Genomic DNA, 12,287 nt, shown 5'->3' with positions numbered 1-12,287 from the left:
TGTTCGCGGCGAAACCCCGAAGTTCCGCCCTTGTTACGAACCGGGTCACCTCAGTTGTCGTCCTGTGGCTTCGCCAGCCGTTGGAGTATCTCTCGAACGAGCTTCAGGAGCTTGTCGGGTGTTGTGGCCTGGTTTGACAGGACGGCTAGCTCTTCGTCGGTTGGCCTGGCCGCGCTTGCGCCCTGCGATGGGATAGCGGACCCAGTCAGATCTTGCGCGATTTGCTCGGCCGCGCCTCCGGTCGCACCGATGGGCAGTATGAAGGCCCCGGCCTCGCGCGCGACCTCGAACTCCTTCAACACGCCGTCCGCAACGATCTGAGAGCCGCCCTCGAGCTTTGCGCCGCCTAGGAAAATCACAATCCCGGCCTGTCGCGCCATCTCGGCGCGAAGCGCGGTCCATCGTTTCTGGTCCGGCTCCCTATCCGTCAGCGGTTGAGGGAAGGGTCGGACGATCAGCCGGCGGTCCAGATCCCACCCGCCGTCCTGACGGAGACGGTCGATAAAGCCCCCAATCACAGCTGGGCCGACCAGTAAGCCCGATCCGCTCACCAGATCCCGCCCGGTGTCCGCGATCAACCCGCCGACCGCCTCGGAAAGGCGATACAGATCGCCGGCGCGACCGTCGTCGCCGTCGAGCGGCCAGCTTCCACTGACCCATACCCGCATCGCGGCGACGCGGCGCTCTACCTGGCGCATCAGTTCGGGAATTTCGTCGTAATGCTCTACCTCGATTGTCCTCAGTCCGTAGCGGCGAAGGTCCTTGGCCCAGTGCTTATGCTGCGCCGTGCGGGCCCTGAACTCGTCCTCGGAAGAACAGTCCGCCAGGCTGGGCGGCTTCACGATTGCGAAGTGCTCCGGCGGCGCTTCAGTGAAGCTCTCACGAATGAGGGATAGCACGTGCCGGACATTGGGATCGGTCAGGCTGAGCCCGATGAAAAGAACGGACATGCTGCTGAGATGCGCCTGCAGCAGGGGGAGGAAGGCCCCACGCTTGGACCGATAGAGTTCGTAGTCGTCGGTCGAGATGACGATGTCGTCCATTCGGTCGACGGACCCATGCATCTTGTAGAGCCGTGCCGCGCCGGGCCGGGCGCGGAGCGAAAGGTCGGCCGCCCCGGAGACAACATCGACAGGCCGATTGATCACGGCGAAGGCGCGCTCGACCAGACGGTCGTAGTTCGTCGTCCAGATCTGCCGAACGGGGAGGCGCGCCAGCACCTCCAAGGTCGGCGGAACCGGTCGATCTTTGCCGATCTCTTGCCGGATCACGTTGCGGACGCCGGTCGCGGCACCGCTCTCGCTGATGTGCCACTGGGCCAGTGCGGCGAGGTCCTGGATGTCGCTGGAGCGGACACCGAGTTCCTCGCCGATGTCCTTAAGAAGCTCCGCCCAAGTCGGATATCCCGCGGCCTTCGAAACACCGGCGCCGACGAACACTGCGCCAACGCCTTCGTGGAGGGCAGCTGGAAAATCCTTGAGAAAGCGATTTCGGCTTGACGTAGGCATCCTACCGTCCGGCCCGCTTGGCCGCCTCTTCAATCCGAGCCGCCAACCGGGCGTGATCGGCATACTTGTAGACGGGCACCCCGGCCCTCGTAAGAAGAGCCGGGGTAGCGCCGGCAAGATCCGTATTTCCGAGCCTATCCTTGAGCTCGTGAATCTGGATGCCCACTATCCCGTTGCCCCGCGCGATCGATTGGCTGATTTCGTAGTCGATGTACTTGCGGCCCGCTGAGGCCGCGCCGATGCAAACAACCGTAACCGACGTGTTGAGCAGCGCGTCGTCGATCATCTTCTTGATCGCCGTATCGCCCTTCTTTTTGGCTTCTTCCCAGAGCGAGGCGTCATGGAACCCGACCGCCGCGGTGCCCACGATCTCGCCGATGTTGCGAATCTGATTCACACGCCAGATGTCGCGTTGATAGTGAAAACTGAAGAACACCCGACGTGCCATGTTTCCCTCCACGGGTCTGAATCGCCCCTTGCTAACGCTTGGGTTGCGCTCGGCGGTCCTCCGAGTCAACGGCTACGGTTGTCGGATATTCCCGCCACTACGGGTTCGCGATCGGACAGCCAGCCATACGATGTATGTTGGTCCGCCGCCGCGTGCGGACAACTTCGATTTTGTCGAAACATCTAGTTCTCGGCGGCGGACTGATGTCCGCTCTTTGGCGCTTCACCGCAGTCTTATCTGTCCGTAGCCCCAGGGAGGAGGCGATGGTCATCCGCGGGATATCCGGAGGCGTCGCCATTCGGAACCCCGTCGCGGCGCTTGGGTTGGACTCCGATCAACCAAGGAGCCCTCCGATGCAAATCCAACCAATGATCAGCACCCATCCCGACGTGCGCGGAAGCGTCAACGACAGTCTCGTTCGCGCGATCGAAGCGGCTTACGGCTGCGCCGCGGTGTGCCACATCTGCGCCGATGCCTGCCTGGCCGAGGATATGGTGAAGGATCTCACCCAGTGCATCCGCCTCAATCTTGATTGCGCCGACGTCTGCCTGGCCACGGCCGGCCTCGCCGCGCGTCGCGCCGGCAGCCACGAGACACTGATCCAGCGCATGCTCGAGACTTGCGCCGAGGCCTGCGCGGATTGCGCTGTCGAATGTGAGAAACACGCCGAGATGCACGAGCATTGCCGCATCTGCGCCGAGGAATGCCGCCGCTGCGAAAACGCTTGCCGCGAGGCTGCCTCCTCGATCACACCGTCACGCCATTGAGGCCGATCGCCGTCAACGGCACTCGACCGTCAGATGCCCGAGCTCGTGGACCGGCCTCAGCCGGTCGCGAACGGTCGCGACATCCACAGCCCCGGTCACGCTGACGATAGCCGAGTGCGCGTCCGGCCCGATGCGCCAGACGTGCAGATCGGTGATCCGGGCGTCGCCCGGCCCCTCGACGAATTCGCGGACCTCGGCCTCGATGGCGGTGTCCGTTGTGTCGAGCAGCACCGCGGCGGTGTCGCGCATCAGGGACCACGACCACCGGGCGATGACGATCGCGCCGACGATGCCCATCAGCGGGTCTAGCCAGACCCATCCCATATAGCGGCCCGCAAGCAGGGCGATGATCGCCAGCACCGAGGTCAGGGCGTCGGCCAGCACATGGATGTAGGCGGCGCGCAGGTTGTTGTCGCGATGGCCGCCATGACCGTGCTGGTGATCATGGTCGTCGTGATGATCGTGGTCGTGGTGATGGCCATGCCCGTGGCCATGACGACCGTGGTGGTGCCCCCCGCCGGACAGAAGGACGGCGCTGACCAGATTGACCACGAGACCCAGGATGGCGACCAGCGTCGCCTGGCCGAAGGCGACCGAGCGCGGATCGATCAGGCGGCCGATGGACTCTCCCGCGATCCCGAGCGCCACGATGCCCAGAACCAGCGCCGAGGCGAACCCCGCCAGGTCCCCGACCTTGCCGGTCCCGAAGCTGAAGCGCCGGTTGGCGGCATGCCGCTTGGCGTAGGCGTAGGCGCCGGCCGCAACGGCCAGGGCGCCGGCGTGGGTCGCCATGTGAAAGCCGTCGGCCAGCAGGGCCATCGAGCCGTAGACCAGGCCGGCGATGATCTCCCCGACCATCATGACGGCCGTCAGGCCGACCACCCACAGCGTTCGCCGTGCGCTGTCGTCGTGCGAACGGCTGAGGAAATAGTGGTCGTGGGTCAGATAGTCGGTCTCGGACGCGGACATGGCGCGGGCCTTACTTTGAATAGCGGCGAATGATGGCGATCAACTCGTCGGCGCCGCCCTGCCGGGCGTCCTCGCTCAGATCGGGATGAGCGACGTGGTGGCGCAGATGGTCTTCAATCAACTCTTCCAGAAGCCCGCCCATGGCGCCCCGCGCGGCCGCGACCTGCTGCAGGATTTGCGAACACCCGGCTTCAGACTCGATGGCGCGCTCTATTGCGCTGAGCTGACCCGAGATCCTCCGGACCCGCGCGACGAGCTTCTTCTTGTTCGTGGAGGTATGCGCCATGGATACTCCCCTATAGTATCTTGCACCGGCGCGCGACACCTCCTATGAGGCCGCTTCCTGTTGGGGAGTAGCTTCCGGCGTCTGATCGCCGGGGTCGGATCAACACACTCGCGTTTCGGCGCGCGGTCCGACCAGCGGAACCGCCGCCTAGCGAGACCAGCGCGTCCCACCGCCGCACCGGCCGGGGAGGGAAGCGCTGTTCGTTGCCGGGTGGATGCTCGTCATGACTCCTGTCGCCATCGCCGTTCTGTCTCTCAGCATGTCTACCGACGCCTTCGCCGCCGCCGTTGGGCGTGGTGCTTTGCATCGACCGAACCTGGCCGGCGCCGTGAAGGCAGGCCTGGTATTCGGGTGTATCGAGGCCATCACCCCGGTGATTGGCTGGGGGCTCGGCATGGTCGCTGCAGGCCTCGTCGAACGCGTGGATCATTGGATCGCCTTCGGCCTCCTCGCCGCTGTTGGCGGCAAGATGATCTGGGAAGCGACCCGTCCCCTGGCTGAGGATGCCCCACGCCGGTCCGGACCTTGGGCGCTGATCGCCATGGCGGTCGGGACCAGCATCGACGCGGCGGCTGTTGGCGTCGGCCTGGCCTTCATCGGAGCCAATATCTGGGTTATCGCGGCCTCAATCGGCGTCACGACCTTCCTGCTGACCACGATCGGCATGCTGATTGGCCGGGCCGTCGGCCAGCGTTTTGGCAAGATCGCCGAGCTTCTGGGAGGGCTCGCGCTTGTCGCGCTCGGTCTGATGATCCTGCTTGAGCACCTCGGCGTCATCGGCGCGTGATTGCCAGGACCCTACCGGCTCGACAGGGTGCGCAGGTCATCACCTATGCGATCGATCCGAGTTCTGCGATCACCGGACACCGAACCCGCCCGCCTTCGCTGCAGTCCGCGACGGCCTGCTTAAGCACCGTCCGGAGCCGCTCCAGATCCGCGATTTTGGCGTCCACGCTGGCGATGTGGTCCTGGGCCATGTCGCGGACTTCGCAGCAGGCCTGGACGCCCGGCTCACTCAACGCGATCAGCCGCCGAATGGCGTCGATGCCGAATCCCAGTTCGCGGGACCGGCGGATGAAGCGCAGGCGTTGGGCGTGTTCCGGCTCATAGCTCCTGTGTCCGCCCTCGGTGCGGGCCGGGGCGGGCATCAGGCCGATCCGCTCGTAGTAGCGCACCGTTTCCAAGTTCACCCCGGCGCTCTCTGCGAGGCGCCCGATCGTCAAACTTCGTGCGGACATGGCTCTTGATCCCGTAGCGGCTACGGGTTGTAGCCTGTAGCAGAAATCGAACGGGAGGCCCCATGGCCATCGATCAAGACCGGCCCAACATTCCTGAGGTCGCCGTCAGCGCCTCGGCCGCCATCGGCGGTGTGGCCTCGGTGTTCGCCTGGGCCGCGTGCTGTGTACTGCCTCTGGCTCTCTCGGTGGCGGGCGTGTCCTTCGCCGGCGCCGCGGTCATCGCGGGCGCGCGAACCTGGCTGACGCTTCTGGCTGCCGTCATCTTGGCCGCCGGCTGGCTGCTGCATTGGCGTCGCCTGCGGATGTGTCGGAAGGACGCATCCTGCCGCCGGCCCTCGCGTCTGGCGTTCTGGCTGCTGGTGATCGCCAGCCTGCTGATCGTCCTGTCCCTGGCCTGGCAGCCCTACATCGAACCATGGGCCATGCCGCGACTGGCGGCCATGCGATGAGCCCCGCCATCGTTCTGGAATCGACGCTGACCTGCCCGCACTGCGGTCACGTCGCGACCGAGACCATGCCCACCGACGCCTGCATCTGGTTTTACGATTGCCTCGGTTGCGGCGTGAAGCTGAAGCCTCAACCCGGCGATTGCTGCGTGTTCTGCTCCTATGCCGACGTGCCGTGTCCGCCGATCCAGGTGGATGGAAAGGGCTGTTGCGGCTAGGCTTAGGCGGCACTGCTGCATTCCGGAGTTCGCCGTGACCGATCACGCCACGCCCAACCTGCCGTCGCGGGATTTCGAAGCTACGTCCCAGTTCTACACTCGACTGGGCTTCCAGCAGGGCTGGCGCGACGAAGGGTGGATGATCCTGAAACGGGGCGGGCTGACGCTTGAGTTCTTCCCGCACCCGGAACTTGATCCGCTGACCAGCAACCTCAGCTGTTGCCTGCGGCTTGACGATCTCGACGCGTTCTACGCCGTGTGCCTTGGCACCGGACTGCCGGAGACGTGCTGGGGCCAACCCCGATTGCACGCGCCCAAGATCGAGGAGTCGGGCATGCGGATCGGCGCGCTCATCGACCCGGACGGAACCCTGATCCGCCTGATCCAGAACTGAGGCTTCGCGCCTTGCCCCGATGCACGCGTTGCGCGAGACTCGCGTCATGAAGACTTCGATCGATCATCTGCCGCCGCGCAAGCAGGTGGAACTGCGCCGGGTGGTCGAGGTGATCCGCGAGTCGTTCGCCGAAACCGTCTCGACCCGTCGGGCCGAGCGGCTGAAGAACGGCAAGATCCTCAAGATCATCCTCTACGGATCGTATGCGCGCGGCGATTGGGTCCATGATCCGGTCGGACGCTACTTCTCGGATTTCGATCTGTTGATCGTTGTCGATCATGAGGATCTGACCGACGGCGAGTTCTGGCATGACGCCGAGAACAAGCTGATGCCGGGCGAGACCCTGATCCGCACGCCGGTGAGCCTTATCGTGCACAGTCTGGAAGACGTGAACGAGCAGTTGGACCGCGGGCGATACTTCTGGGCCGACATCGTGCGTGAGGGCATCGTTCTCTTCGACACGCCCGGCGCCAAGCTGCGCAAGCCGGCTGACCTGAAAGCTCAGGTTGCCCTTAAGGAAGCGGAGGAGTTCTTCGGAGATTGGACGCAGAGTTCGGCCAGCTTTGCTCGTGGCGCGAAATTCTATATGGGCGAGGGCGCTGATCCTAAGCTCGCCGCGTTCAACCTTCATCAATCGGCTGAACACCTCTACCACTGCGTTTTGCTGGTTGTGACGCTCTACAGCGGCAAGGCGCACAACCTCGCCTTCCTGCGCAAGAAGTGCGAGGCGATCGACGCCCGCCTGGCCGAGGCCTGGCCGCGCGAGACCAAGTTCGAGCGCCGCTGCTTCGAGCTGCTGCGCGAGGCCTATGTGAAGGCTCGTTACTCCAAGCACTACAAGATCAGCGTCGAGGAACTGACCTGGTTGACCCAGCGGGTTGAGGTGCTGCGCGCGCTGGCGACGACTGTGTGCGAGGAACGGCTGGCCCATCTGCGCGAAGCGGCGAGCGATGACCCTTCCGCGTGATTTGATCCCGCCCAGCATGCGCGCGACGCTGGACGCCGCAAGACGGATGGCCGATCCCTTTGAGGACGTCCGCCGACAGCACGATATGCTGCGGGCCAGCGGCGTGCTCGGCATCGCCGAGCGCATGAAGCTGGAGACCCCGCTGGCCTTGGCCGCGATGGGTCGTAACCCGTTCATGGACCGGATGCAGGGCGTCGGCGCCCTGATGAGGGCTCAGACCGACGCGGACCGCGTCTATCGCGCCGCGTTTCCGAATGGCCTGATCGAGCAGGCCGAGCGGATCGCGCAACTGTCCGCCGGCTTCGCCTTGCCGGATGGTCTCGAGCGCTTCAGGACGCCGACGGACAGTTTCGTCGATCGCATCCTCCGACTGTCGGACAGTGGTCTTGGCGCGAGCGCCCTGGCGATCGGGCGACCCGCCCAGATCGAGGCCTTCGCGCGGGCCTCGGCGATGGCCGACATGTTCGCCGAGAGCGACCGGCTGACGCGGGGAGTGCGAGAGGCGGTCGGCGCCTTCTCCATCACGGAGATGCCGCAGTTCGCCAATCTGGCCGGTTATCGCAGTTTCCTAGACGCGGCGGGACTGCGGCTTGCGCACTGGCCGAGACGGCGTCTCCTGACGATGGCGGAGAAGCGCCGTCGCCTGAAGGCCCGCCTTCAGGCCAACTCGGCCCCGCCGCATGTGAAGCGCGCCAAGACTCTGGTTCACCGCTACGAACTGACCTTGAGGGAAATTCTAGATGCCGTGATGGCCGAGACCTACGGTGAGGACTGGGCGGACGAGCGCCTGCCGCTGTGCGACTGCAAGGATTTGCTGGGGAAGTGGAAGAAGCGGGGAGGCGAGGTTTTCGACCATGCCGACTACACCCACTACGCGCGGATCATGAGCCATCCGGAGCATTTCCAGGCGATCTTCGAGGCTGGTTTCGACGACCCAGAGGCGGTGTTCGATCTTCTGAAGCAGGCCGGGAAGCTGCGCGCGGCGTCGCACCATGCGCACCTGTTCACGCCCGAAGATCTGAAGGCGCTCCGCCTGACCTGGAACCAGATCGAAACAGGCTTGATCGCGCTCACTCCGGATTTCGCACTCGAGTGGACGGGTTAAAAGGCGACGAGGTCGGAATCGCCGTCCTCTTAGTGGAGCACTTCCCCGCCGACCGGATCGACCTGACGCAACTGGCCGGCCGCGTCCTGGACAAAGACTTCCACTTGCTCGCCCTTGTCGATCAGCGTCGTCGCCTTCACGAGCGCGGACTCTATGGCGTCGACGCTGAAGTCGAAATGCCCTGAGGGTCGGCCATCGCGAAGCACCCGCCAGTCGCCGTCGCCCCGGATCACCGTGAACTGGATGGTGTCGGACTGCCTCTCCAAGGGATCCCTCCTTCGCTCCAATCCGCGATGCGGATGGCGCCATGAACCTACCGCGACACCGCTTGAGCGTCATAGCATGTAGCCCACATCCGATGCGCCCGTCGGATAGGCGAACATCGTGGTCTTGAGGTCATCCGCAGTCAGTCCATGGCGGATCGCCAAAGCGAAAATATTGATGACCTCGTCCACGTTCGGGCCCACGAGGTGGGCGCCCAACACCCGTTCCGTCCCTTCCTCGACCAAGACCTTGAAGCCGAAGGTGGGTTCGGCCGCTGCGCGTGCTGTGAACCAGTCGGAGGCCTTCTGATTTTTGACTCGGTAGAGCAGACCCTGATCCTTAGCCTCCCTCTCCGTCAGCCCGACCGCCGCGATAGGCGGGATTGTGAAGGCCACGCTCGGGACGCCGCGATAGTTCGGCCTTTCGGAGTTACCGTTCAAAATGTTGGCCGCCACGACCTTGGCGTCGTGGCTGGACACGGGGGTCAGCGGCGGACCGACCTGGGCTGCGTCGCCCGCGGCATAGACGGCTGGATTGGAAACGCTCTGCAGAAATTCGTTGAGCTTCAGGCGGCCTCCTTCATGCTCGACCCCGGCGGCGTCAAGGCCGAGATCGTCGATCGCAGGTCCTCGTCCGGCGGCGTGAATGACCAGATCAGCATGGACATCGACGGCTTTCCCCTTCGTCTGGGCGTGAACCCGAAAGCCTGCGCGCGTCTGCTCGACCGCCTGGACTGTCGTTTCGAGGCGCACGTCAACGCCGAGTTGGCGAAAGCTTTCCATGAGCCAACCGACCACGTCCGGGTCGAACTGGGGAAGCAATCGCTCGCCACGCTGGAGGATTACGACTTCGGCGCCAGCCCGCGCGGCGATGTGGGAGAACTCGGCCGCGATATAGCCTCCGCCGACCAGCACAATGCGCTTTGGCATGTCACCCAGCTCGAGGAAGCCCTCGTTGGTGACCAGATGCTCTTCCCCCGGGATGCCGAGTTTCCTGGGTTCGGCTCCGGCGGCGATGAGCAGGTTCGAAAACTCCAGCGTTTCCTCGCCCACCTCAAGGCTGTTGCGGCCGGTGAGGCGCGCCCGTCCATGAAAAGTGTCGATGCCTCTTTCAGAGTACCGCTCTTGGTGCTTTTGGGGAACGGGATCGGTGAAACCCCGCTTGAAGGCCATGAGGTCGGCCCAAGCAATTCGGGCGTCGCCGGCGACACCCCTGCCTCGCATCCGCCATGTATGATCGACGGCGTTGGCCCCGCTGATCAGCATTTTTTTTGGATCGCAGCCCCGGAGCGCGCACGTGCCTCCAAAGGGACGAAAATCGACAACCGCGACGCTGCGACCAGCAGCGCGAACCCGCATGGCTCCGACCATGGCGGCGGTCCCGGTCCCGATCACCACAAGATCATAATGTTTGGTCATCGATGTATGCTCCGCGCTCGCTCTGTAGCGGCTACCTTGGGACGGACGAGGCGGTACAGTGCCTCGGTCACCACCGCGTTGACGGCGCCAAAGAGAAGGTGCCCGGCGACCCCTCTAGCCTGGGTGAGCAGGGGGTTGTCTCGATTGGGAGCACTGTAGCCGAACACAGGCGTCAGACCTTCGTCGATCATCAAGAGCATGGTCGCTCCAGCACTTCCTCTTCCCGTACTTTCGGCGGCTTGATCTGGTAGAGCGCCGTCTGCGCCCTCTCGGTTACCCTCGTGGCCACGAGACCGGCGATGACGCCGAGGGCTGTCTCCGCAGCCAGCGATTTTGATGGAGTTGCGCATTGTTCTGACTCCCGATGAGCACGCTCCGGCCGCCTCATCCGGCTGGCTTACGACACCGCGACTGTCCCTCGAACGGAACGCTCGGAAGGGGAACGAAGCTGGAGTTGCTTCAGGTTCCCTTCATAGCAGGAGACACCTCAGATTCATGCCAGGCGTGGCCGCGCCCGTCGCCATGCCGCGCGTCAGCTGCGACGACGCGGAAGCGGTGAATCCTGGGCACGTCTTTGGTGGCGGAGCGGATGCACCGGCATTGGCGGCACGATCCCTACGAGCGCCGCGATTGGCCGCATGGTTTAAGCGGCGGTGACCAGCCGTCTCTCCTGCGACGCGCCAAGCCTTGCGCGGCCTCTCAATGGCCTGATCTGACCGAAGCCCGTCCGGCTTCCGCAACCGTTCGCGCGACTTTCTTCCCCGGCCGGACGGCCTTCCTCGCGAGGCAAGAAAGTCGCGCTCCCGGTCCTCCGCTGCGCTGCGGGGCTCCCTGTGCTCGCCTGCGGGCCGCCCGGCCTCCGGTCCGCCGATCGCCATCGAGGCCGCGGCAGGCGTGGCCCGAGATCAGCAAGGAGAGACTTCCATGGCCACCATCGGTTCCTTCACCCAGCAAGCGGACGGCAGCTACAGCGGTTCGATCAAGACCCTGACCCTCAACGTCAAGGCGGCCCAACTCCGGGCCAATGACAAGACCGACGACAAGGCTCCTGATTTCCGCATCTTCTCCGGCCAGACCGAGTTCGGCGCGGCCTGGAAGAAAACGAGCCAGCAGAACCGCGACTACCTGTCGGTCAAGCTCGACGATCCCAGCTTCCCGGCCCCGATCTACGCCTCGCTGGTCGAGATCGATGGCGGACACAGCCTGATCTGGTCCCGCTGAGCGAGCCGCGGCGGCGCTGACGACAGCGCCGCCGCCCCTTCTTCAAATCCCGTCTTGAGGAGGCCGCCATGTCGCGCCCCAACGAACCCTCACGTCCCGACCTCTACACCCGCATCACCCACCAGATCGTCGCCCAGCTCGAAGCCGGCGTCCGGCCCTGGAGCCAGCCCTGGGCCGCATCCGAAAGCGTCAGCCGACCCCTCCGGCACGACGGCACGCCTTACCGCGGCGTCAACGTCGTCCTGCTGTGGGGCGAGGCCGCCGCCCGAGGCTTTCAGTCCTCCACCTGGATGACCTTCCGGCAGGCGCTGGCCCTGGGCGCTCATGTCCGCAAGGGCGAAAAGGGTTCCACCGTCGTCTACGCCGACCAGCTGGTCCGCATCGACGATGACGACGCCGGGGAGGAGACGACCCGACGCATTCCGTTCCTGAAGGCCTACACGGTCTTCAACGTCGAACAGATCGAGGGTCTCCCGGCCTCGTCCGCCCCGGCGCCCGCGCCGGTCCTGAACCTCGGTCAACGGATCGCCCGGGCCGAGACGTTCTTCGCCGCGACGGGCGCCGACGTCCGTCATGGCGGCGGCTGCGCCTTCTATGCGCCGGGACCGGACTTCGTGCAGATGCCGGTGTTCGAAAGCTTCCGCGATCCGGAAGCCTACTACGCGACGCTGGGCCACGAGCTGACGCACTGGACCAGGCACCCCGCTCGGCTCGACCGCGACTTCGGACGCCGCCGGCATGGAGACGCCGGCTACGCCCGGGAAGAACTGGTGGCCGAAATCGGCGCCGCCTTCCTCTGCGCCGACCTGGGGCTGGCTCTCGAGCCGCGCGAGGATCACGCCGCCTATGTCGCCTCATGGCTCGAGGTGCTGCGCGACGACAAGCGATTCATCTTCTCAGCCGCCGCCCACGCCCAGCGCGCCGTGGACTTTCTTCATGCGGCCGGCGAGGGCGGCTGACGCCGGGGACGTAAAAGATGCAGGGGCGCGCGCCGGTCATGGCTGGCGCGCGCGTCACCTGCGCTGTAACCTTGGGGTC

At 65.1% G+C, this 12,287-nt stretch carries 16 protein-coding genes; 9 read left to right on the top strand and 7 right to left on the bottom strand.

What is annotated here, in order from left to right; translation table 11 throughout:
- Window positions 1–50 precede the first annotated feature (50 nt).
- Window positions 51–1,439: an SIR2 family protein gene (locus KY493_RS08410; RefSeq protein WP_224761456.1), complete on the bottom strand. Its 1,389-nt coding sequence runs from the start codon at window positions 1,437–1,439 to the stop codon at window positions 51–53.
- Window positions 1,440–1,509: 70 nt separating this feature from the next.
- Window positions 1,510–1,956, bottom strand: coding sequence for a TIR domain-containing protein (locus KY493_RS08405; protein ID WP_219895937.1), 447 nt, complete (start codon window positions 1,954–1,956; stop codon window positions 1,510–1,512).
- Window positions 1,957–2,309: 353 nt separating this feature from the next.
- Between KY493_RS08405 and KY493_RS08400 the strand changes: the two genes are divergently transcribed.
- Window positions 2,310–2,723: a four-helix bundle copper-binding protein gene (locus KY493_RS08400; RefSeq protein WP_054765683.1), complete on the top strand. Its 414-nt coding sequence runs from the start codon at window positions 2,310–2,312 to the stop codon at window positions 2,721–2,723.
- Between the two features lie 12 nt (window positions 2,724–2,735).
- Here the strand turns inward: KY493_RS08400 and dmeF are convergent, their stop codons facing one another.
- On the bottom strand, window positions 2,736–3,692 hold the full coding sequence (gene dmeF / locus KY493_RS08395) for a CDF family Co(II)/Ni(II) efflux transporter DmeF (RefSeq protein WP_054765684.1): 957 nt from the start codon (window positions 3,690–3,692) through the stop codon (window positions 2,736–2,738).
- A gap of 10 nt (window positions 3,693–3,702) precedes the next feature.
- Window positions 3,703–3,978 (bottom strand): metal/formaldehyde-sensitive transcriptional repressor, encoded by a 276-nt coding sequence (locus tag KY493_RS08390; RefSeq protein ID WP_054765685.1) that lies wholly within the window; start codon window positions 3,976–3,978, stop codon window positions 3,703–3,705.
- 223 nt (window positions 3,979–4,201) lie between these two features.
- Here KY493_RS08390 and KY493_RS08385 point away from each other — a divergent pair, with 223 nt between their 5' ends.
- Window positions 4,202–4,765 (top strand): manganese efflux pump MntP family protein, encoded by a 564-nt coding sequence (locus tag KY493_RS08385; protein ID WP_054766931.1) that lies wholly within the window; start codon window positions 4,202–4,204, stop codon window positions 4,763–4,765.
- 43 nt (window positions 4,766–4,808) lie between these two features.
- Here the strand turns inward: KY493_RS08385 and KY493_RS08380 are convergent, their stop codons facing one another.
- On the bottom strand, window positions 4,809–5,216 hold the full coding sequence (locus tag KY493_RS08380; protein WP_054765686.1) for a helix-turn-helix domain-containing protein: 408 nt from the start codon (window positions 5,214–5,216) through the stop codon (window positions 4,809–4,811).
- A 62-nt stretch (window positions 5,217–5,278) separates the two neighbouring features.
- Here KY493_RS08380 and KY493_RS08375 point away from each other — a divergent pair, with 62 nt between their 5' ends.
- Genes KY493_RS08375 through KY493_RS08355 form a run of 5 tightly spaced genes read left to right on the top strand, consistent with a single transcriptional unit; the run spans window position 5,279 to window position 8,346 of the window.
- Complete coding sequence (locus tag KY493_RS08375) at window positions 5,279–5,665, top strand: MFS transporter permease (protein ID WP_066624881.1); 387 nt, start codon at window positions 5,279–5,281, stop codon at window positions 5,663–5,665.
- Window positions 5,662–5,880 (top strand): GDCCVxC domain-containing (seleno)protein, encoded by a 219-nt coding sequence (locus KY493_RS08370; protein ID WP_054765688.1) that lies wholly within the window; start codon window positions 5,662–5,664, stop codon window positions 5,878–5,880. Before KY493_RS08375 ends, KY493_RS08370 begins: the two co-directional genes overlap by 4 nt.
- Before the next feature lie 34 nt (window positions 5,881–5,914).
- Window positions 5,915–6,274, top strand: coding sequence for a bleomycin resistance protein (locus tag KY493_RS08365; RefSeq protein WP_219895936.1), 360 nt, complete (start codon window positions 5,915–5,917; stop codon window positions 6,272–6,274).
- Window positions 6,275–6,320: 46 nt separating this feature from the next.
- A complete protein-coding gene (locus KY493_RS08360) occupies window positions 6,321–7,241 on the top strand; it encodes a HEPN domain-containing protein (RefSeq protein ID WP_066625035.1) in 921 nt (306 codons plus the stop codon).
- Window positions 7,225–8,346 carry a hypothetical protein gene (locus KY493_RS08355; protein WP_219895935.1) on the top strand — a complete coding sequence of 374 codons (1,122 nt, stop codon included), beginning with the start codon at window positions 7,225–7,227 and terminating at the stop codon, window positions 8,344–8,346. The genes KY493_RS08360 and KY493_RS08355 overlap by 17 nt, the downstream gene beginning before the upstream one ends.
- Before the next feature lie 29 nt (window positions 8,347–8,375).
- On the opposite strand, the gene KY493_RS08350 is transcribed toward KY493_RS08355, so the two are convergent.
- The gene (locus KY493_RS08350) at window positions 8,376–8,612 is read right to left on the bottom strand and encodes a DUF2188 domain-containing protein (RefSeq protein WP_054765692.1); all 237 of its coding nucleotides are present in this window, start codon (window positions 8,610–8,612) and stop codon (window positions 8,376–8,378) included.
- 69 nt (window positions 8,613–8,681) lie between these two features.
- Window positions 8,682–10,028 carry an NAD(P)/FAD-dependent oxidoreductase gene (locus KY493_RS08345; protein ID WP_184272810.1) on the bottom strand — a complete coding sequence of 449 codons (1,347 nt, stop codon included), beginning with the start codon at window positions 10,026–10,028 and terminating at the stop codon, window positions 8,682–8,684.
- Between the two features lie 924 nt (window positions 10,029–10,952).
- On the opposite strand from KY493_RS08345, the gene KY493_RS08340 reads away from it, so the two are divergent.
- Window positions 10,953–11,249, top strand: a complete 297-nt coding sequence (locus tag KY493_RS08340; RefSeq protein ID WP_054765695.1) for a DUF736 domain-containing protein — start codon at window positions 10,953–10,955, stop codon at window positions 11,247–11,249.
- 68 nt (window positions 11,250–11,317) lie between these two features.
- Entirely contained in the window at window positions 11,318–12,208 is an 891-nt protein-coding gene (locus tag KY493_RS08335; protein ID WP_066624883.1) for an ArdC family protein, read from the top strand.
- The last annotated feature ends 79 nt before the right edge of the window (window positions 12,209–12,287 follow it).

The sequence above is a fragment of the Brevundimonas sp. PAMC22021 genome (assembly GCF_019443405.1).
Classification (GTDB): domain Bacteria; phylum Pseudomonadota; class Alphaproteobacteria; order Caulobacterales; family Caulobacteraceae; genus Brevundimonas.
This window is presented reverse-complemented; position numbering and strand designations above follow the sequence as displayed.